This window comes from Kluyvera sp. 142486 (genome assembly GCF_046569695.1).
Classification (GTDB): Bacteria; Pseudomonadota; Gammaproteobacteria; order Enterobacterales; family Enterobacteriaceae; genus Kluyvera.
Window position 1 is genome coordinate 17,662 of the sequence record NZ_JBKHUI010000015.1, and the last position, 21,078, is coordinate 38,739.

The following is a 21,078-nucleotide window of genomic DNA, read 5'->3' on the forward strand; positions in this document are numbered from 1 at the left end:
TATCTGTTAATGGTGAGGTCCGTGAATGCCCCGCAGTATCTGGTTGAGTATTGTTGTTTTCGTCACCGCCTTTTGGGCGACCGTTGGTCAGGCAGAAACCGGATGGCAACCGATTCAGGAAACCATCCGCAAAAGCGAAAAAGACACCCGTCAATATCAAGCGATTACGCTCGACAACAAGATGGTCGTGCTGCTGGTTTCCGATCCGCAGGCGGTGAAATCGCTGTCGGCGCTGGTGGTGCCCGTTGGCTCGCTGGAAGATCCTGACTCGCATCCGGGCCTTGCACACTTCCTCGAACACATGACGCTGATGGGCTCGAAAAACTACCCGCAGCCGGACAACCTCGCTGAATTCTTAAAAATGCACGGCGGCAGCCACAATGCCAGCACCGCGCCGTATCGCACCGCCTTCTATCTGGAAGTGGAAAATGATGCGCTGCAGGGGGCGGTAGACCGCCTGGCGGACGCTATTGCTGCGCCGCTGCTGGAAAAGAAATATGCCGACCGCGAGCGTAACGCCGTCAACGCTGAACTGACCATGGCGCGCACCCGCGACGGTATGCGCATGGCGCAGGTCAGCGCCGAAACCATCAACCCGGCTCACCCCGGCGCACGATTCTCTGGTGGTAACCTCGAGACGCTGAGCGACAAACCCGATAGCCCGGTGTATGAAGCGCTGCTGGCATTTCGCAACAAGTACTACTCCGCGAACCTGATGAAGGCGGTGATTTACAGCAACAAACCGCTGCCTGAACTGGCGCAGATTGCCGCGCAAACCTACGGCCGCGTGCCGAACAAATCTATCGAACGCCCGGAAATCACCGTCCCGGTGGTCACCGATGCGCAGAAAGGTATCATCATTCACTACGTGCCAGCGCTGCCGCGTAAAGTGCTACGCGTGGAATTCCGCATCGATAACAACTCTGCGCAGTTCCGCAGCAAAACCGACGAACTGATCACCTATCTTATCGGCAACCGTACGCCGGGCACTTTGTCTGACTGGCTGCAAAAGCAGGGGCTTGTTGAGGGCATTCGTGCAGACTCCGATCCGGTGGTGAATGGTAACAGCGGCGTGCTGGCGATTTCCGCCACCTTAACTGATAAAGGGCTGGCACACCGTGATGAAGTGGTCGCCGCTATCTTTAGCTATCTTGATACGCTGCGCCAGAAAGGCATCGACAAAAGTGATTTTGACGAGCTGGCACACGTGCTGAACCTCGACTTCCGCTACCCGTCCATCACCCGTGATATGGGCTACGTTGAATGGCTCGCCGACACCATGATCCGCGTGCCGGTCGCGCATACTCTGGACGCGGTGAACATTGCTGACCAGTACGACCCGCAGGCGGTAAAAGACCGTCTGGCGATGATGACGCCGCAAAACGCGCGCATCTGGTATATCAGCCCGAATGAACCGCACAACAAGACCGCCTACTTTGTTGATGCACCATATCAGGTGGATAAAATCAGCGCTGACACCTTCGCCAAATGGCAGAAGGCCGCCAGCGGCATTACGCTGAATCTGCCGCAGCTTAACCCGTATATTCCCGACGACTTCACGCTGATTAAAAGCGAGAAAAAGTACACTCATCCGGAGCTGATTGTTGATGAGCAAAATCTGCGTCTGGTTTATATGCCGAGCCGCTATTTTGCCAGCGAGCCGAAGGCCGACATCACGCTGATTCTGCGTAACCCGAAAGCGATGGACAGCGCCCGTAGCCAGGTGATGTTTGCGCTGAATGACTACCTGGCCGGTATTGCGCTTGACCAGCTGAGCAACCAGGCTGCCGTTGGCGGGATCAGTTTCTCAACCGGTGCTAACAACGGCTTGATGCTCAACGCCAACGGTTACACCCAGCGTCTGCCGCAGTTGTTTGATGCCCTGCTGCAGGGTTATTTCAGCTACACGCCAACCGAAGAGCAGCTGGAACAGGCCAAATCCTGGTACCTGCAGATGATGGACTCTGCCGATAAAGGCAAAGCCTACGAACAGGCGATTATGCCGGTGCAGATGGTGTCGCAGGTGCCTTATTTCCAGCGCGAAGACCGTAAGGCGCTGCTGCCATCGATTACGCTCAAAGAGGTGATGGACTACCGCGATAGGCTGAAAGCCGGGGCGCGTCCAGAATTTATGGTGATAGGCAACCTGAGCGTCGACCAGTCCAAAACCCTCGCGCGCAGCATTCAGACCCAGCTTGGCGCTAACGGCAGCGAATGGTGCCGCAACAAAGACGTACTGGTCGATAAACAGCAAAACGTTATCTTCGAGAAAGCCGGTGCCAGCACCGACTCGGCGCTGGCTGCGGTGTTTGTGCCGCCAAACGTCGATGAGTTCTCAAGCTCGGCGGCGAGCGCCATGCTGGCGCAAATCGTCCAGCCGTGGTTCTACACCCAACTGCGCACCGAAGAACAGTTAGGCTACGCCGTCTTTGCCTTCTCGATGAACGTCGGCCGCCAGTGGGGGATGGGTTTCCTGCTGCAAAGTAACGATAAGCAGCCGTCATTCCTGTGGGATCGCTTTAAAGCCTTCTTCCCGACTGCCGAACAGAAACTGCGCGCGATGAAGCCAGAAGAGTTTGCCCAAATCCAGCAGTCGGTGGTGGCAGACATGCTGCAGGCGCCGCAAACGCTGAGTGACGAAGCCTCCCAACTGAGCAAAGATTTCGATCGCGGTAATATGGCCTTTGATTCACGTGCTAAAGTAGTGGCCCAGATTAAGCTGTTAACGCCGCAAAAACTGGCCGACTTCTTCCACCAGACGGTGGTTGCCCCGCAGGGCATGACGGTGCTGTCGCAGGTCTCCGGTAGCCAGAATGGTAAAACCGACTACGCGCACCCTGAAGGCTGGAAAGTGTGGCAGAGCATTACTGAGTTGCAGCAAACCTTACCCTTACGACGAGAAGACGAATGACCGAAACCGCCGAGTCCCTTGATCCCCTGCGCTTACCCCTTATCGGCGAGCGCCTGATTGAAGCCTCAGCGGGCACCGGAAAAACCTTCACCATCGCCGCACTCTACCTGCGGCTTTTGCTGGGGCTGGGCGGCGAAGCCGCCTTTCCTCGGCCTGTTAACGTCGAAGAGCTGCTGGTGGTGACCTTCACCGAGGCCGCCACCGAAGAGCTGCGCGGGCGCATTCGTAGCAACATTCACGAACTGCGCGTCGCCTGCCTGCGTAACGCCACCGACAACCCGCTCTATGCCAGCCTGCTGGCGGAAATTGACGACCTCCAGCAGGCGGCTAACGTGCTGCTGCTGGCGGAGCGTCAGATGGACGATGCCGCCGTCTTTACCATTCACGGTTTCTGTCAGCGCATGCTGAGCCTTAACGCCTTTGAATCCGGCATGCTGTTTGAACAGCAACTGATTGAAGATGAATCTCAGCTGCGCTACCAGGCCTGCGCCGATTTTTGGCGACGCCACTGCTACCCGCTCGAACGCGAGATTGCACAGGTGATCGTTGAATCGTGGAAAGGGCCGCAGGACTTGCTCAAATCTATCGACCGCTACCTGCAGGGCGAAGCACCGGAGCTTAAAGTACCGCTCGGCGAGGCCGAAACGCTGGCGTCGCGTCACCAGCAGATCCTCACGCAGATTAACGAGATTAAACAACGTTGGCTGGAAAGCGTGGGCGAACTGGACTTGCTGCTGGAAAGTTCTGGGATCGACAGACGCAAATTCAACCGCGGCAATCAGGGTAAGTGGATCGAAAAGATAAGCCACTGGGCCCAGGAAGAGACTAAAAACTATCAGTTGCCTGATGCACTGGAGAAATTCAGCCAGCCATTTTTGGCCGACCGTACCAAAGCGGGCGGTGAAGTGCCTACCCATCCGCTGTTCAGCGCGATTGAACACCTGCTGGCCTCACCGCTGACGCTTAACGATCTGGTGATCGCCCAGGCGATGAAAGAGATCCGTGAAGCGGTCGCCCGCGAGAAACGTCGACGCGGCGAGCTGGGCTTTGACGATATGTTAAGCCGCCTTGATGAAGCGCTGGAGAGCGACAGCGGTGATGCGCTGGCCGCCGCTATTCGCCAGCGATTCCCGGTGGCGATGATCGATGAGTTCCAGGACACCGACCCACAGCAGTACCGCATCTTCCGCCGAATCTGGCGACAGCAGCCGGACACCGCGCTATTGCTTATCGGCGACCCGAAGCAGGCGATTTACGCCTTTCGCGGCGCGGATATCTTTACCTATATGCGCGCGCGCAGCGACGTGGCCGCCCATTACACCCTCGACACCAACTGGCGTTCCGCGCCGGGCATGGTGGAGAGCGTCAACCGCCTGTTTGGGCTGGTTGATAACCCCTTTATGTTCCGCGATATCCCGTTCCTGCCGGTAAAGTCTGCGCCTAAAAACGCCTCGCTGCGCTTTGAGGTTGACGGTGAAAACCAGCCAGCGATGAACCTGTGGCTGATGCCCGGCGAAGGCATCAGCGCGGGGGATTATCAGAACTTTATGGCTCAGCAGTGCGCGGCGCAAATTCGCGACTGGCTGACCGGCGGCCAGCAGGGGAGCGCGCTGCTGTGGCGAGGTGATAACGCTCGCCCGGTGCAGGCGTCGGATATCACCGTGCTGGTGCGTAACCGCCAGGAAGCGTCGCTTATCCGCGATGCCCTGAACGCGCTGGCGATCCCGTCGGTCTATCTCTCCAACCGCGACAGCGTGTTTGAAACCCCGGAAGCACAGGAGCTGCTGTGGGTGCTGCAGGCGGTGTTGACGCCTGAGCGCGAAAATACGCTGCGCAGCGCGCTGGCAACGGCGATGTTTGGCCTGAACGCGCAGGATATCGAACGGCTGAATCAGGACGAAAACGCCTGGGATGCGCTGGTGGAAGAGTTTAGCGACTACCGCCTTATCTGGCAGCGGCGCGGCGTGATGCCGATGATCCGCGCCCTGATGAGCGCGCGGTCAATGGCTGAAAACCTGCTGGCGACCCACGGCGGCGAGCGGCGCTTAACCGACATTTTGCACCTGAGCGAACTGCTTCAGGAAGCAGCTACCCAGCTTGAAAGCGAGCATGCGCTGGTGCGCTGGCTCAACCAGCAGGTTGCCGAGCCGGACACTAACGCTTCTAGTCAGCAGATGCGTCTGGAGAGCGATAAACACCTGGTACAGATAGTCACTATCCACAAGTCAAAAGGGCTGGAGTACCCGCTGGTCTGGCTGCCGTTTATCGCCCGTTTCCGCAAAGAGAAACAGGCGTTTTACCACGACCGTGAATCCTTCAAAGCGGTGCTGGATCTTAACGAAAGCGACGAGAGCCTGGAGCTGGCGGAGGCCGAACGCCTTGCAGAAGACTTGCGTCTGCTGTACGTCGCTTTAACGCGCGCCATCTGGCATTGCAGTCTGGGCATCGCCCCGCTGACGGCCCGGCGCAGCGATAAGCCGACCGAGACCGAATTACATCAAAGCGCGCCGGGAAGGCTGCTGCAAAAGGGCGAAGTGCTGGATGCTTCCGGCCTGCACGCCTGCCTGCAAGCGTTGTGCAACGAACATATCTCCCTGACGCTGGCGACGGCACCCAACGATACTCGCTGGCAGGCGATCCAACCCGAGATGCCGGAACTGGCGGCCCGTCAGGTATTACGGCGGGTGGTCGATGACTGGCGCGTTACCAGCTACTCCGGCTTGCAGCAGCGCGGTCACAGCGTGGCGCAGGATCTGCTGCCGCGTATCGACATTGATGCTTCCGGGGTTGCTGAAGAGCAAAGCGAACTGGCAATGACGCCGCACCATTTCCCGCGCGGCGCATCGCCGGGGACCTTCCTGCACAGCCTGTTCGAAGACCTCGATTTCACCCAGCCGGTGTCGCCGGAGTGGATGCGCGAAAAGCTACAAAATAATGGCTTTGATGAAGCGTGGGAGCCGGTACTGACCCGCTGGATAACCCAGGTGCTGGCCGCGCCGCTGGCGGATATCGGCATTGCGCTGAATCAGCTTAGCGACCGGCAAAAACAGGTGGAGATGGAGTTTTATCTACCGATTACCCAGACGCTGGACGCGCGGGCGCTGGACGCCGTGACCCGCCGCTATGACCCGCTGTCGGCAGGCTGCCCGGAGCTGGACTTCCGCCAGGTGCGCGGCATGCTCAAGGGCTTTATCGACCTTGTGTTCCGCCACGATGGCCGCTACTACCTGCTGGACTACAAGTCCAACTGGCTCGGGGAAAACGGCGAAGCCTATACCCAGGACGCGATGGCGAAGGCGATGCAGTCTCACCGCTATGACTTGCAGTACCAGCTCTACAGCCTGGCGCTGCACCGCTATTTGCGCCACCGCATGGCCGACTATGACTATGAGCGTCATTTCGGCGGCGTGATTTATCTGTTCCTGCGCGGCGTGGACGGCGAGGCGGGGCAGCAGGGAATATTTGCCACCCGGCCCGACCCGGCGCTGATAACGGCAATGGACGCGCTGTTTGCCGGAGAGGAGAGCAACGTATGACGCTCGAACAACGTTTACTGGAAGCCGCCGAGCAAAAGCTGCTACGCCCGCTCGACGTGCAGTTTGCGCTGATGGTGGCAAAAGAGGAGCACCCGGCAGTGATGATCGCCGCCGCGATGCTCAGCCGCGACGCCGGGGAAGGGCACGTCTGTTTGCCGCTCTCCCATCTCAGCCCCTCTATGCAGCCAAAAGGCCGCGCCCGCGAGCTCTGGCAGCAGCTGTTTGCCGAAGCGAACGTACCGCAGGAGTGGGAAAACCTATTACTGCGTTCTGACGCCGTCAGCGGTGGGGAACGTCCATCACCGCTGATCCTGAGCCGTGGCAGGCTTTATCTCAACCGCATGTGGCGCAACGAACTCACCGTGGCGAGCTTCTTTAGCGAAACCAACGCACCGTTTGCCGTCGATGAAACCCAGCTTGCCGCAACGCTCAACGCGCTGTTCCCGGTAAGCGATACGATCGACTGGCAGAAAGTGGCCGCCGCCGTGGCGCTGACTCGCCGTATTTCGGTGATCTCCGGCGGCCCCGGTACCGGAAAAACCACCACCGTTGCTAAATTGCTGGCGGCGCTGGTACAGATGGCGGGAACGGAGAAATGCCGTATTCGCCTCGCCGCGCCAACCGGTAAAGCGGCGGCACGCCTGACGGAATCACTGGGCGCGGCGCTGCGAAAACTCGATTTAAGCGACGCGCAAAAAGCGATGCTGCCAACCGATGCCAGCACGCTGCACCGTCTGTTGGGCGCGCAGCCCGGCAGCCAGAAGATGCGCTATCACGCGGGCAACCCGCTGCATCTGGACGTGCTGGTGGTGGATGAAGCCTCAATGATTGACCTGCCGATGATGGCGCGGCTGATTGACGCGCTGCCGCCGCACGGGCGGGTTATCTTCCTTGGCGACCGCGATCAGCTGGCATCGGTGGAGGCCGGAGCGGTACTCGGCGATATCTGTAGCTGGGTGAACGCCGGCTATACCGTAGAGCGCGCCGCGCAGCTTAGCCGCCTGGTCGGGGCCACGGTTCCCGCCGGTGATGGTCAGACAGCAGGGGCGTTACGTGACAGCCTTTGCCTGCTGCGAACCAGCTATCGCTTTGGCAGCGACTCCGGTATCGGTCAGCTTGCCAGCGCGGTGAACCGGGGCGATAAGAAAGAGATCGACGCCGTGTTTTCCCGCGGCTTTAGCGATATTGAACTGAAACCGCAGCACTCGACGGACGACTATGCCGCGATGCTCGAGGATGCGCGAGCGGGCTACGGCCATTATCTTCAGCTGTTACGTGATCGGGCCGACCCTGAGGTCGTGCTGACAGCGTTTGGCGAATACCAGTTGTTGTGCGCATTACGTGAAGGGCCATGGGGCGTGAGCGGGCTTAACCAACAGTTTGAACAGCTGCTGACGCGTCACCGGCAGATAGTGCCGCAGCGTCACTCCCGCTGGTATGAAGGCCGTCCGGTGATGATTGCGCGTAACGACAGCGCGCTGGGGCTGTTTAACGGCGATATTGGCGTGGCGCTGGATCGCGGTGATGGCATGCGCGTCTGGTTCCCGATGCCGGACGGTACCGTTAAATCGGTGCAGCCAAGCCGTCTGCCGGAGCACGATACCGCCTGGGCGATGACGGTGCATAAATCGCAGGGTTCCGAGTTCACCCACGCCGCACTGGTGCTGCCGACGCAGATTATCCCGGTGGTGAGCCGTGAGCTGGTGTATACGGCGATAACCCGCGCGAAAGCTCGGTTGTCGATGTACGCCGATAAAAACCTGCTTATCCAGGCCATCGCCACGCGCACCGAACGGCGCAGCGGGTTGTCGGCGATTTTTGCAGAGATGGAATAGGGTCTAAAATTTGCTCGAACTGCCCCCTCTCCCTTTTTAAGGGAGAGAGCTGGGGTGAGGGTTTAACGCCGAGCCCACAATCCCCTCACCCTAACCCTCTCCCCAGAGGGGCGAGGGGGCCGATCGGCGCGAAGTTAGGCTTTTGTAGGCCTGATAAGCGTAGCGCCATCAGGCATTTTCTCGCTTACACCAAATCCGTCATCAACACCTTCGACCGGCGTTGATAGTTATACAGCAGCTTCTTACTCTCCGGCAGCAGCTCCACGTCCACCGGCTTAAAGCCGCGTTCCTGGAACCAGTGAATACTGCGCGTCGTCAGCACGAACAGGTGGTTAAGCCCCATCTGCTTCGCCTGGGTGGCAATCCGCTGCAGCAATACTTCACCGCGTGAAGAGCTGCGGTAATCCGGATGCACCGCTACGCAGGCCATCTCGCCAATTTTCTCTTCCGGGAAAGGATAGAGTGCAGCGCAGGCAATGGTGGTGTTATCACGCTGAATAATCGTGAATTTATCGATCTCCATCTCCAGCTGTTCGCGGGAGCGGCGCACCAGAATGCCCTGCTGCTCGAGCGGCGCAATCAGGTCCAGAATCCCGCCGATATCGTTGATGGTGGCCCGGCGAATTTGCTCGGAGCTCTCCATTACAATTTGCGTACCGATACCGTCACGGGAGAACAGCTCCTGCAACAGCGTGCCGTCTTCCTGATAGCTAATCAGGTGGCTGCGGCGCACGCCGCTGCGGCAGGCTTTGACCGCGCCGCGCAGGAAACGGGCGGTGCCGGAAAGGTAGTCGCCCTCTTTCTCCAGCTCTTCAATACGCGCCTGAGCTTCGTTCGGGAACAGCTCAGAGATAATTTCGCCCGCTTCGTTAAACACCCCCTGAGAGGAGCAGAAGCCGATCATCTTCTCGGCCTTGAGTTTAATCGCCAGTTGGGTGGCAATCTCTTCCGACGTCAGGTTAAAGCTCTCGCCGGTGACTGAAACGGCCACCGGCCCCATCAGCACGATAGCGCCGCTGTCGAGCTGGCGATGAATTGCCTCTTCATCGATACGACGAATACGTCCGCTGTGGCAGTAGTCGATGCCGTCGTCGACGCCCAGCGGCTGAGCGATGATAAAGTTACCGCTGACCACGTTGATGTGCGCGCCCTGCAGCGGAGTGTTGTTCAGGCTCATCGACAGGCGAGCGGTAATATCCAGCTGCAGCAGACCTGCGGCCTGTTTCACCAGCTCAAGGGTTTTCGCATCCGTGACGCGAATATGTTTGTGATAGGTTGGCTCATGGTGATGCTCGGCCAGATTCGCGTCGATTTGCGGGCGCGCGCCATAGACCAGCACCAGACGAATGCCTAAACTGTGCAGCAGGCCAATATCGTTGACGATGCTGGAAAAGTTTTCATGCTCAATGGCTTCGCCGCCAAGCATGATGACAAACGTCTTCCCCCGGTGGGCGTTAATATAGGGGACGGTATGACGAAACCCCTCTACCAGTTCGGTTCTACGTTCCTTCACCACGGCACAACCCTCAATGCATGATTATTCGTAATTATTGTATTTTTATTCTGTTTTCGTCGGAAACGCAAGCCGGAATTTGCTTAAACATTGGAAAATCCTCGGCCAAATTTCGCTGATTCAACGAATGTTTACCCTTTTATAGATGACAGTTTATGCGGCTTTAGTTACAGTTTCCGGTCAATCGTATTATGCGAATTCTTTGTTTCTCTTTATTTGCCTGGGATGGAGCATGTCGGGAAGTCAGTCTTTGAGCCGTCGTCGCCTGCTACAAGGTGCCGGTGCCATGTGGTTGTTAAGCGTGAGTCAGGTCGGGTTAGCTGCCGTCAGTCAGGTGGTGGCGGTGCGCATATGGCCTGCATCCAGCTACACGCGCGTGACGGTGGAGTCCAACCGTGAGCTCAAGTATCGACAGTTTGCGTTGAGTAACCCTGACCGTCTGGTGGTCGACCTTGAAGGGGTAAACCTGAACTCGGTGCTGAAAGGCATGGGGGCGCAGATCCGCAGCGACGATCCGTTTATTAAATCCGCGCGCGTGGGGCAGTTTGATCCACAGACGGTGCGCATGGTGTTTGAGTTGAAGCAGGATGTGAAGCCGCAGCTGTTCGCGCTTGCGCCAGTGGCGAACTTTAAAGAACGCCTGGTAATGGATCTCTACCCAGCCAGCAGCACAGAACAGCAGGATCCGCTGCTGGCGCTGCTGGAGGACTACAACAAGGGCGACCTCGAAAAGCAGGTGCCGCCATCGCAAAGCGGCCCGCAGCCGGGCAAAGCCGGGCGCGACCGTCCGATTGTTATCATGCTTGACCCCGGCCACGGCGGGGAAGACTCCGGCGCGGTGGGGAAATATAAAACGCGAGAGAAGGACGTGGTGCTGCAAATTGCCCGTCGCCTGCGTGCGCTGATTGAAAAAGAAGGCAATATGAAAGCCTATATGACGCGCAACGAAGATATCTTTATTCCGTTGAAGGTGCGGGTGGCGAAAGCGCAGAAGCAGCGCGCCGACCTGTTCGTCTCCATTCACGCGGATGCGTTCACCAGCCGCCAGCCGAGCGGCTCATCGGTGTTTGCCCTGTCGACCAAAGGGGCCACCAGTACCGCGGCAAAATACCTTGCCCAAACCCAGAACGCCTCGGATTTAATCGGTGGCGTCAGCAAAAGCGGCGACCGCTACGTCGACCACACCATGTTCGATATGGTGCAGTCACTCACTATCGCCGACAGCCTGAAGTTTGGTAAAGCGGTGCTTAAAAAGCTGGGGCAGGTGAACGACCTGCATAAAAATCAGGTCGAGCAGGCGGGCTTCGCGGTACTAAAAGCGCCGGACATTCCATCGATTCTGGTGGAAACCGCGTTTATCAGTAACGTCGAAGAAGAGCGCAAATTGAAAACGGCAAAATTCCAGCAGGAAGTGGCAGAGTCGATTCTGGCAGGGATAAAAGCCTACTTCGCCGACGGCGCGACGCTGGCAAGGCGAGGGTAACGCAACAGGAAAGGTAAATGGCTCTACTGAAGAGCGCGCACGGCGGCAATATCCGCGAGGCCGCTGCGCTATTGGGTATCTCCGCGCAGCAGCTATTGGATTTTAGCGCCAATATTAACCCGCGGGGGATGCCGGAAAGCGTCAAACGCGCCATCATCGATAATATGGACTGCGCCGAACGCTATCCCGATGTTGAATACCAGCAGCTGCACCTTGCGCTGGCGGAACACCACCGGATCCCTGCCTCATGGGTCCTCGCCGGAAACGGTGAAACCGAAGCGATCTTTACGCTCGTTCAGGGCCTGAAGCCGCGCCAGGCGATGATCGTCACTCCCGGCTTTGCCGAGTATCGCCGGGCGCTGCAGTCAGTTGACTGCGAGGTTCGGGAGTTTCTGCTGCGTGAAGAGGATGGCTGGCAGCTCACCGGGGCCATTCTCGACGCTCTGACGCCGGATCTGGACTGCTTATTCCTCTGTACGCCGAACAACCCCACCGGCCTGCTACCCGACCGCCGCCTGTTGGAATTAATTGCCGAGCGCTGCAAGCTGCTGGAGATTTCTCTGGTTCTTGATGAAGCATTTATCGATTTTATTCCCGACGAGACGGGGTTTATTCCGCTGCTCAGTGAGAACCCTCACGTGTGGGTGCTGCGTTCGCTGACCAAGTTTTATGCCATTCCCGGCCTGCGCCTGGGGTATTTGGTGAACGGCGATGAGTGGGCGGTGGCGCGAATGCGCGAGCGCCAGATGCCGTGGTCGATAAACGCTTTTGCCGCGCTGGCGGGGGAGATCGTTCTGCAGGATAGCGCTTATCAGCAGAAAACCTGGCGGTGGCTGGAGGAAGAGGGGCAGCGCTTTTACCATCAACTGCGCCATATTCCCGGCCTGACGGTCTATCCCGGTCAGGCAAATTATCTGTTTCTGCGCTGCGATGTGCCGGGCCTTGAGCTGCAATACGCTATGCTGCAACAGCATATCCTGATCCGCAGCTGCGCCAACTATCCGGGGCTTGACGAACGCTACTTCCGCGTCGCCATTCGCAGCGAGCAGGAAAATACGCAGCTGTTAACGGCGTTCAGGCGGGTATTTACCGGGTAGACGCTCTGGGCGGCGCTAGCGCAGTTCTACGCCGCCCTGCACCATGCGCAGCAGGTGCTGCTCGGGCCAATATTCGGTAAGCCGCTTCTCTTCCAACCGCCGCTGCAAATAGTCAACATCATGACGCTGACGGTCGAGCATCAGGCCGACCACGCTGCCGCTGTGCGCCACGTTAATGCCGTATAAATCACACTCTTCTACCAGCGCCAGCAGCGTATCAAACCCCGGTTTGGGCAGCAGATGCTGGCTGGCGATAGCGCTGAGCGTCGCCGCTTCTCCCATCCGTCGCGGGTTATTCGTCTCACAGGCCTGCTGGATTTTCTCCCATGCCTGCTGCAGAGAGGCGGAATGGGCATGCAGCTTTTCAAGCCGGGGAAGGCGGTGGTAATCGGTGGTCAGCAGCGTGGCGGGGCTTTCGAGCAGCAGCAGGTCGAGCTGAGGCTGAGTATGGCAGGCTATTTGCGTGGCGGCGGTGTTGTGATCGAACAGCGTAAGCTGGCGAAAAAGGGTGCTGTCGGTGGGTTCCAGTGAAACGCAAAGCCGGGCGAGGGTGGCTTCATCCAGCGTCTGACCAAGATGATGCGCGGTTGCTACCGCCGTTGCGGCGATATCCGCCGTGCTGCTGGCCATGCCTTTGGCGACCGGAATGGTAGAGCAAATATCGATGCGAATCTCTTTGCTCAGCTCTGCCGGGTAGCGCCAGTGGCTCAGCAATTGGTCGACCATCGCGCGCGAAAGCGGGCGCTCATCGGTGCGAGGTGAACCGTAGTCCACCTCGACGGTGCTGTACCAGTCAACGGGGCATGAGACCAGCTTCTCGCTGCCGAGGATCCAGCCCTGGATGAGTTCCCCACAGGAGGCGGGGCATTGCGCAACAGCCACGTTTATTACCCTTTGCTCAGATTGCCAGGGCGCATAGTGTCATGCCGATCCCGCTATTTCCATGATTCACCGCAATTTGCCGGGCGGCGAACTTAGGCTGAAACGGTCAACGCCTGCACTTCAGGCAGCGCGAGACGCATAACGTCGCGGGCAATCATCAGCTCTTCGTTGGTATTAATAACCGCCACTTTGACCACCGCGTTCTCGCTCTGAATAAAGGTGGCGTTGTGCTGGTTTTTCTCTTCATCCACCGACAGCCCGAGAAAATTCAGGTTGTGGCAAATGGTGCTCCTGGCGCGGGCCGAGTTTTCGCCGATGCCGCCGGTAAAGACCAGCGCATCAAGGCCGCCCATCTGCATGATATAGCTGCCGATGGTGGCGCGAATGCGCTCGGCAAACAGGGTGAGCGCCAGAGCTGCGCGCTGATTACCGCCGTCAGCAGCCTGTTCGACATCGCGATAATCGTGCGAGACGCCGGAAACCCCAAGCAGGCCGGATTCATTATTCAGCAGCTGGTTGAGCTGCTCCGGGGTTTTACCTTCATGCAGCGCCAGCCACGGCAGAATCGACGGGTCGATATCGCCGCTGCGGGTACCCATCATCACGCCGGACTGCGGGGTAAAGCCCATCGAGGTATTCACCGAGCGCCCGCCTTTGATAGCGCAAACGCTGCTGCCGTTGCCGAGATGGCAGCACACTACGCGCAGGGCGCTCAGCGGCACGCCCAGCTTTTCCGCCAGCGTCGCGCTGACGTACTTGTGGCTGGTGCCGTGGAAGCCGTAGCGGCGAATGCCCAGCTCGCTGTAGTAGCGCCACGGCAGCGGATAGATAAACGCGCGCTCGTCCAGCGTCTGGTGGAAAGCGGTATCAAACACCGCCACCGACGGCGCATCGGGCAGCAGCTGACGGAACACTTTGATCCCTAAAGCATTCACCGGGTTATGCAGCGGGGCCAGTTCAGCCAGACGCTCGATTTCCGCTAAGGTTTCATCGGTGACCGGTGTCGAATCTTTAAAGCGCTCTCCGCCGTGCGCCACGCGGTGGCCGACGCCGTCGATATCCTGCAAACTGTTAATAATGCGATAGCCAAGGAGTTTTTCCAGCAGCAGAGTGACGGCCTCACGATGATCGGCGATCGGCACCAACTCCTGCCATTTCTGCGCCGGGGTTTTGAGGGTCACCTGGGCGTTCGCCATACCGATACGTTCAATCAGCCCCTGGCAGAGCGTCTCGCCCTGCGGCATTTCCAGCAGCTGGAATTTTAACGATGAGCTACCGGCGTTAATGGCCATTATTTTGTAAGACATAAAGATTCCTTCACATTCAAAAAGGCCAGCACGGCGTCGAGTCCCGAGTTATTCAACGCGCTGGTAATAAAAATCTGCTGTGCGCCAGCCTGCGTAAGCCATTCCGCGACCAGCGCAATACGCTGCGAATCGGCGAGATCGGCCTTGGTAACCAGGCCAATCGTCGGTCGGTTCATTGGGGCGGTAAAGCCTGGGGAAAAGGGCGACCATTGGGCGTCGGCATTGAGCACCAGCGCAATAACGTCGGCCTCGCAGGCGCTGGTCAGCAGGGCGCTATACAGGCAGCGGTTCTCCAGATATTCACCCGGTGTATCTATAGCCATCGGCGACCATTCAATGGCCTGGGTTTTCTTATAATGGAGCGCTTCGCCGCGCAGGCTTTGGGTCAGCGAGGTTTTTCCGCACTGGCTGGGGCCGATAAACATCAAACGCTTCATGACGTTACGTCCGGGTGATTGAACAGGTGGTGAATTGCATCATCTCGCCCAGCGTGCGCGTCACCTGCTTGAGGGCATATTCCACGGCGGAAACGTCGCCGGTCAGCACTACCGCGCCGGTAAAGCGGTCAAGAAAACCAATCTCCACCGCGCCGGATTTAGTGGCGATATCGCAGGCGATAATCGACGCCTCGCTGGGCGTAATGGTGAGGATGCCAATGGCGGAGACCGCGTCCTGCAGGCCCAGCTTCTTAAATAAATCCTTCCCGGGGTTGGCAATCAGGTGCGCGAGGGTGACCTGTTTCCCGGGAACATATTCCTGAATCATACGATCCGTTGTCGGTTGTCTTTCCATTATCCCTCCACCATCTGTCGCCACATGGCCTCATGCGGGCGCGGGATCACCGAACGGTAAACCAGCAGCCCTTTTTCGCCCGCGCTTTCGCTGGCAACCGTGACGGCGTTGTTGACGTCAGAAACGTCGCCCGCCACCACCATGTAGCATTTACCGCCGATGCCGAAGGCCATATGCACCCGCACCAGGGTGACGTTTGAGGCTTTCACCGCCCGGTCTGCGGCGCTGATGCAGGCCGCCACGCTCCAGGTTTCGACGATGCCTACCGCCTGACGCTTATCGACGCTGTTCAGGCCGCTGATGGCCGGGAGAATGCTGGGGTGAATATTCGCTAGCACCAGGCTGTCGACGAGCATCTCGCCCGCCAGCGACGTGCCGGTTTCAATGGCCTGCTGGAGCGCGCCGATATCGCCGCCCAGCATCAGTAAAAATTTCCCTGGGCAGATGGTCTTGCTGACCAGTAAATCGACATTGGCGCTTTTCAGCATGGCATCGCCGAGTTCCATCCCTTTGGCAATGCTGGTGAGTTCTAAAATTCCTATAGCCTGAGACATGGTTAACCTCTTACAACGGTGATGGCCTGCTCGCTGATGGCTGCAACAATGCCGTCAATGCTGGCGTGAATAGGGGCGCCGAGTGCGCCCGATGGCACATCGGCAACGCATTGCCCGCGCGTCACGCGCTCGCCGACGGCGACGTTTGGCACCGCGCCCGCGCCGATATGCTGGCGCAGCTGCAAAGTCACTTCTTCTACTGACGGTTCGTCTTCAACCAACGGAGCTTCCTGATACCAGGGGCTGAGCCCCAGTTTGGCGATCAGCCGCTTTACCGGCACCAGGCGATATCTCGCCATTTCGTCGGCAGGGTACAGCGGCCCTTCATAGCGCTGGTTTTGCGCCCGCAGCGCGCGTTTCAGCATGCGGTTGATGCGCATCGGCGAGATCCCGACCGGGCAAGCCACGCTTTCGCAGACGTTGCATTCCGAGCAGGTGAGGGCGCTAAGCAGCAGCTGCGGCGTGGCGGCCTGATGAAAGTTCACCGCCCGCACCAGCAGGTGTGGAGAGAGCTCGTGGCCGATCAGGTGCCGCGGGCAGAGATCGGTACACAGTCGGCACTGTTCGCAGACGGTGCGCGCCACGGAAAGCACCGTGCGCTCATCCTGCATTCTGCGCTGGATAAGCGGGTGGCTTTTCGGTAGCACCAGCAGGCCGCCGGTGGTTTTGGTCACCGGGTTATCAAGAGAGGTAATCAGGCCGCCCATCATCGGGCCGCCGTTAATAAAACCGGGGTCGTCGACCGTTGCGCCGCCCGCCAGCGCCAGCACTTCGCGCAGCGATATGCCGATAGGAACGGTGATGGTGAGCGACTTAGCGACCGCGCCGTTAACGGCCAGCGTACGGCGGGTGACTGGAAACTGCTGTTCGACTGCCCGGGCAATATTCAGCACCGTTTGTACGTTATTAACAACCACGCCGACGCTGGCAGGCAGCGCTGCGGGCGCGACCCGGCGGCCGGTTGCCAGCCAGATAGTCAGTACTTCATCGCCGGCAGGATAAACATCCGGCAGGATATGCAGGCGGATACCGGCTGGCAGCAGCGGGGTGAGCGCGTCGATAGCCCGGCGGTATTTTTCTTTCAGGGCAATCACCCCTTCGCGCGCGCCGGTTGCCGTCATCGCGTACTGCACGCCGCGCACCAGACGTGCGGCCTGCTGCCACATCAGCTGCTGATCAACCTTGAGCATCGGTTCGCACTCGGCGGCGTTCACCAGAAAAATCTCTACCTGCGCCTGTAGTTTGACGTGGGCAGGAAACCCTGCGCCCCCCGCGCCGACGACGCCCGCTGCGCGAACGCGCTCGCGGATTTCATCAGCGCTGTAGGGCATTTCAGTGGCGTTGGCGGCGGCACTCATCGCAGTTCCTCCAGCAGTTCACGAATCTCCTCGGCGCTGGCCGGGCGCGGGTTAGTGCGCAGCGTGACGTCCGCCAGCGCGGCCTGTACCATCGCCGGAATGCGCGAGGAAAAGTGGGATCGCTCCTCTTTTAGCGCAGCCGCCAGTGAAGGAAGCGCACAGCGCTGCTTGAGGCGTTCGATCTGCTGAATCAGGGCATTGATCGCCGAGACGTCATTGGCCTCTGCCGGGCAAAAACCGCAGGCTTTAGCCAGCCGCGCATAGCGTTTGGCGGCGCGGGGAACCGTGGCGTTAAAGCGGATAACCGTGGTTAACAGCAGCGCGTTGGCCAGCCCGTGCGGCAGATGAAACTGCCCGCCGAGCTGATGCGCGATAGCGTGGTTAAGCCCCAGCCCGGCCTGGCTGAAGGCCATGCCCGCGAGGGTTGAGGCGTTATGCATTTTTCCTCGCGTCGCCACGCAGTCGCCTTTTTCCACCGCCGTGGGCAGATACTGAAACACCAGCTTGGCGGCTTTTTCCGCCAGCGCGTCGGTAAAGTCGCTGGCGCGCGGTGAGACCCACGCTTCCAGCGCGTGGGTCAGCACGTCCATGCCGGTGTTGGCGGTAATCTGTGGCGGTACGCTGACCACCAGTTCCGGGTCAAGGATCGCCATATCCGGATACAGCGCATTGTTGAACAGCGGATACTTAATACCTTTATCCGGGTCGCTAATTACGCAGGCGCTGGTCACTTCTGACCCGGTGCCGCTGGTGGTTGGGATTGCCACGCAGGTTTCGATATTGATGCCACTTTGCTGGCTAAACCAGACGATCGCTTTCGCTGCATCCATTGCCGAGCCGCCGCCAAAACCAATCACCACCTGTGGCTGCAGAGCCTGCATTTGCGCAATGCCCTGCACCACGGTGTGGATGGTGGGGTCCGGCGTTATCTCGCTAAAGACGCTGATGCGGTTATCTGCGGGCAACGCGTTACGCAGAGTATCCAGCAGCGGCGAGCGCGCCAGAAAGCCATCGCAGATTATCCAGATGTGCTTATTGGTAAAGCGCTTGAGCACCGCCAGACTGCCCTGACCGCTGTACAACCGCGTTTGTAGTGAGAAAGTATTCATCGCGACCTCGGTTAGCGGATAGAAAAGCCGTTGGTCAGCACGCAGCGCCGGGAGCGGGCAAAAGTACGTGCTGACGTGGTCCCCTCACCGGTTGGCGTAGCGATAGTGAAGGTGGTAAAGCCTTCGCCGCCGACGCCGATCCCGGCATAAGAGGGGCCATTTTTGACGAATATCGAGGTTTGCAGGGTGCGGGCCGCGAGGTTCAGGCGCGACACGTTCTGCGAGTGCATAATGGCGGTGTGATGCAGCCCCTCTTCAACCTTCAGCGCCAGCGCCAGCGCGCTGTCGAAATCGCTGACTTTCACCACCGGCAGCATCGGCATCAGCTGTTCGCTGGTGACCCACGGATCGTCGGCGTTAACCAGCGCAATCAGCAGACGCGGCGCTTTCGCCGGAACGGCAATCCCGGCGGCTTCCAGCATGGCCGATGGGCTCTTACCGACCAGCTTTTTATTCGCCTGGCCTTCGGGCAGGCAGGCGGCGCGGAGTTTGTCGGTATCGGCAGGGCTTAGCAGTAGCGCCCCAAAGGTTTGCATTTGCTGCACCAGACGCTCGGCGACGCTCTCCACTACGATCAGGCTCTTCTCGGCAATGCAGGGCAGGTTGTAATCGAATGACGCGCCGTTAATGATATCTTCCGCCGCTTTCACCAGGTCTGCCGTTTCGTCAACGATGCAGGGCGGGTTGCCCGCGCCTGCGCCAATCACCTTCTTACCGCTCTTCATGCCCATGGCCACAATGCCTGGGCCGCCGGTAATGGCCAGCACCGCGATTCGCGGGTGGGCCATCATCTGCTGGGTTGCTTCGAAAGTCGGTTCAGCCACGGTCACCACCAGGTTGCGGATGCCGCAGCAGCGGAAGGCGATCTCTTCAATCAGGCTAATCAGCTTCAGAGAGACCTTTTTCGCGCCCGGATGCGGGCTAAAGTAGACGCTATTGCCCGCCGCCAGCATGCTGATGCTGTTATTGATGATGGTTTCCGTCGGGTTGGTGCTTGGCGCGACCGACCCGATAACGCCAAACGGCGAGTATTCAAAGAGCACCATGCCGCCGTCGCCGGTCAGCGCGGTGGTGGTCAGGTCTTCCACGCCCGGCGTGTTGTCCAGCGCGGCCTTGTTTTTGAGGAATTTATCTTCTTTGTTGCCCATTCCCGTTTCATTGGCGCTCTCTTCCGCCAGGGCCGCCAGCAGCGGCGTCAGCTCCTGGCGCATCGCGCTGATGATGGCACTGCGGGTTTTTAGCGGGCACTGCTGATAACGTAAGAACGCCTGGTGCGCGGCGTCGATGGCTTCGCTCACGGACTGGAAAATCCCTTTGCCCTGAGGCTGCCCCGACGTTTGCGCTGGCGTGGTTAATTGTTCAGTAAGAATGGTGCGGATCAGGGTTTCGAGTTCAGAAGTATTCATTGATGCATTCCCACGTTAATGGCCGCGATGGCGGTCTGTGCGATATCCATGTCCTGTTCAACGCTGCCGCCGCTGATGCCAAGACCTCCAATTAATAAGCCGTCGCGCCACAGGGCGTAACCGCCGCCAAAGGTGACCACTTTTCCCTGTAAATGTGTTTCCAGACCGTAAAGCGCCGCGCCAGGCTGAACGACAGCGCTCAGCTCATGGGTCGCCGTTTTCATGGCGACGGCGGTCCAGGCCTTTTTCGGCGCCAGTTCGCTGCTGACCAGCAGAGCGTCCGGCATCCGCCAGGTCACGGTTTCCGTGCCGTGCGCGTCAACGATGCTGACGACGACCGGAACCTGAAGCTGCTGTGCGCGTTCAACGGCGGCGCGGGTGAGCTGGTGCAGCTCATGGAATGAGAGGGTCACAGGCGTTGTCTCCTTACCGCGGGTTAGCTGACTGGCGGCCAGATAGCGCCTGCTAATCTCGCGGATAATGTCGCTCTGGTGCGCATCGCTATCTTCCGCGCGGGCCAGGGCGTACAGACAGTCCGATAAGCGGTTGATATAGCGCATCAATACCTGGCGGACGTTGACTTCGGTCGCCAGCTCAACCAGACGGCGTTCGGCGCGGCGCGCCAGCGTGCGGGCAAAATGCAGGCGGCTCGCGGCTTCGCAGCGCCCGGGTAAAATAAAGCTGTGCAGCGGCTCGACGCGGGCCATTGCCCGATCGATAGCGGCTTCCAGAGCGGAAATCTCTTCGCTGCTGATGTAGCGCTGTTTGGGCGACGGCTGTTCGCTGTCGCTCGCCAGTTCTGCGCTAAACCAGAATATTTGCTGCTGGATGGCTTCAAGTAAGGCGCGGTGGTTTTCATCCGCGGCGGCGCAGGCGCACAGGCTCAGCACGGCGTTTAGCTCATCCAGCGTGCCGTAGGCTTCAACCCGCGGGTGCGTTTTGCTCACCCGCTGGCCGGTAAACAGCGATGTGGTGCCAGCGTCACCCGTTCGGGTATAAATCGCCATATTTGCCCCTTAACGCGAAAGCGTATCGACAATGCCGACAACGGCGAGGTCGATGGCCTCGTTTGGCCCGGAAAAAACGTGTCTGGCGCTGGAGCCGCCGCTGAGCAGAACCAGTTCGCCGACGCCCGCGCCGACGGAATCCACGGCCACTTCATCGCCGGAGGTGGGCGAAGCAGGGAGTTCGCCATCGGCGCTGACCCGACGCACCAGCAGCAGCTTTTTCCCAATCAGAGAAGGTGATTTTTGCGTGGAGACAACCGCGCCCGTGACTCGTGCCAGATGCATGAT

Annotated in this window: 16 protein-coding genes; 5 read left to right on the top strand and 11 right to left on the bottom strand. The window is 59.2% G+C overall.

Translation table 11 applies throughout. The features are described from left to right. The first annotated feature begins 25 nt into the window (after positions 1-25). Genes ptrA through recD form a run of 3 tightly spaced genes read left to right on the top strand, consistent with a single transcriptional unit; the run spans position 26 to position 8,282 of the window. The gene (gene ptrA / locus ACLGE8_RS16415; protein WP_410999947.1) at positions 26-2,911 is read left to right on the top strand and encodes a pitrilysin; all 2,886 of its coding nucleotides are present in this window, start codon (positions 26-28) and stop codon (positions 2,909-2,911) included. After that, positions 2,908-6,447, top strand: coding sequence for an exodeoxyribonuclease V subunit beta (gene recB, locus ACLGE8_RS16420; protein WP_410999948.1), 3,540 nt, complete (start codon positions 2,908-2,910; stop codon positions 6,445-6,447). The genes ptrA and recB overlap by 4 nt, the downstream gene beginning before the upstream one ends. Beyond that, the gene (gene recD / locus ACLGE8_RS16425) at positions 6,444-8,282 is read left to right on the top strand and encodes an exodeoxyribonuclease V subunit alpha (RefSeq protein ID WP_410999949.1); all 1,839 of its coding nucleotides are present in this window, start codon (positions 6,444-6,446) and stop codon (positions 8,280-8,282) included. The genes recB and recD overlap by 4 nt, the downstream gene beginning before the upstream one ends. A 184-nt stretch (positions 8,283-8,466) precedes the next feature. Here the strand turns inward: recD and argA are convergent, their stop codons facing one another. Then, complete coding sequence (gene argA / locus ACLGE8_RS16430) at positions 8,467-9,798, bottom strand: amino-acid N-acetyltransferase (protein WP_410999950.1); 1,332 nt, start codon at positions 9,796-9,798, stop codon at positions 8,467-8,469. Between the two features lie 229 nt (positions 9,799-10,027). Between argA and amiC the strand changes: the two genes are divergently transcribed. Both amiC and cobD read left to right on the top strand, forming a co-directional pair. Further along, positions 10,028-11,278 carry an N-acetylmuramoyl-L-alanine amidase AmiC gene (amiC, locus tag ACLGE8_RS16435; protein ID WP_410999951.1) on the top strand — a complete coding sequence of 417 codons (1,251 nt, stop codon included), beginning with the start codon at positions 10,028-10,030 and terminating at the stop codon, positions 11,276-11,278. Between the two features lie 17 nt (positions 11,279-11,295). Further along, positions 11,296-12,375: a threonine-phosphate decarboxylase CobD gene (cobD, locus tag ACLGE8_RS16440; protein WP_410999952.1), complete on the top strand. Its 1,080-nt coding sequence runs from the start codon at positions 11,296-11,298 to the stop codon at positions 12,373-12,375. A gap of 15 nt (positions 12,376-12,390) precedes the next feature. Here the strand turns inward: cobD and ACLGE8_RS16445 are convergent, their stop codons facing one another. The 10 genes from ACLGE8_RS16445 to pduN all read right to left on the bottom strand — a co-directional run bounded on the left by ACLGE8_RS16445 (position 12,391) and on the right by pduN (position 21,075). After that, on the bottom strand, positions 12,391-13,257 hold the full coding sequence (locus tag ACLGE8_RS16445; protein ID WP_410999953.1) for an L-threonine kinase: 867 nt from the start codon (positions 13,255-13,257) through the stop codon (positions 12,391-12,393). 92 nt (positions 13,258-13,349) lie between these two features. Next, on the bottom strand, positions 13,350-14,564 hold the full coding sequence (locus ACLGE8_RS16450; protein ID WP_410999954.1) for an acetate/propionate family kinase: 1,215 nt from the start codon (positions 14,562-14,564) through the stop codon (positions 13,350-13,352). Then, the gene (gene pduV / locus ACLGE8_RS16455) at positions 14,549-15,001 is read right to left on the bottom strand and encodes a propanediol utilization protein PduV (protein WP_410999955.1); all 453 of its coding nucleotides are present in this window, start codon (positions 14,999-15,001) and stop codon (positions 14,549-14,551) included. Before pduV ends, ACLGE8_RS16450 begins: the two co-directional genes overlap by 16 nt. A gap of 4 nt (positions 15,002-15,005) precedes the next feature. Next, positions 15,006-15,356 (bottom strand): propanediol utilization microcompartment protein PduU, encoded by a 351-nt coding sequence (gene pduU / locus ACLGE8_RS16460; protein ID WP_000441103.1) that lies wholly within the window; start codon positions 15,354-15,356, stop codon positions 15,006-15,008. Next, positions 15,356-15,910, bottom strand: coding sequence for a propanediol utilization microcompartment protein PduT (gene pduT, locus ACLGE8_RS16465; protein ID WP_410999956.1), 555 nt, complete (start codon positions 15,908-15,910; stop codon positions 15,356-15,358). Before pduT ends, pduU begins: the two co-directional genes overlap by 1 nt. Positions 15,911-15,912: 2 nt before the next feature. After that, positions 15,913-17,268, bottom strand: a complete 1,356-nt coding sequence (gene pduS / locus ACLGE8_RS16470) for a cobalamin reductase PduS (RefSeq protein ID WP_410999957.1) — start codon at positions 17,266-17,268, stop codon at positions 15,913-15,915. After that, entirely contained in the window at positions 17,265-18,377 is a 1,113-nt protein-coding gene (pduQ, locus tag ACLGE8_RS16475) for a 1-propanol dehydrogenase PduQ (RefSeq protein ID WP_410999958.1), read from the bottom strand. Before pduQ ends, pduS begins: the two co-directional genes overlap by 4 nt. Positions 18,378-18,388: 11 nt before the next feature. Then, positions 18,389-19,783, bottom strand: a complete 1,395-nt coding sequence (pduP, locus tag ACLGE8_RS16480; RefSeq protein ID WP_410999959.1) for a CoA-acylating propionaldehyde dehydrogenase PduP — start codon at positions 19,781-19,783, stop codon at positions 18,389-18,391. Next, positions 19,780-20,790: a two-domain cob(I)yrinic acid a,c-diamide adenosyltransferase PduO gene (pduO, locus tag ACLGE8_RS16485; RefSeq protein ID WP_410999960.1), complete on the bottom strand. Its 1,011-nt coding sequence runs from the start codon at positions 20,788-20,790 to the stop codon at positions 19,780-19,782. The genes pduP and pduO overlap by 4 nt, the downstream gene beginning before the upstream one ends. A 9-nt stretch (positions 20,791-20,799) precedes the next feature. After that, positions 20,800-21,075 carry a propanediol utilization microcompartment protein PduN gene (gene pduN / locus ACLGE8_RS16490; protein WP_000549825.1) on the bottom strand — a complete coding sequence of 92 codons (276 nt, stop codon included), beginning with the start codon at positions 21,073-21,075 and terminating at the stop codon, positions 20,800-20,802. Positions 21,076-21,078 lie beyond the last annotated feature (3 nt).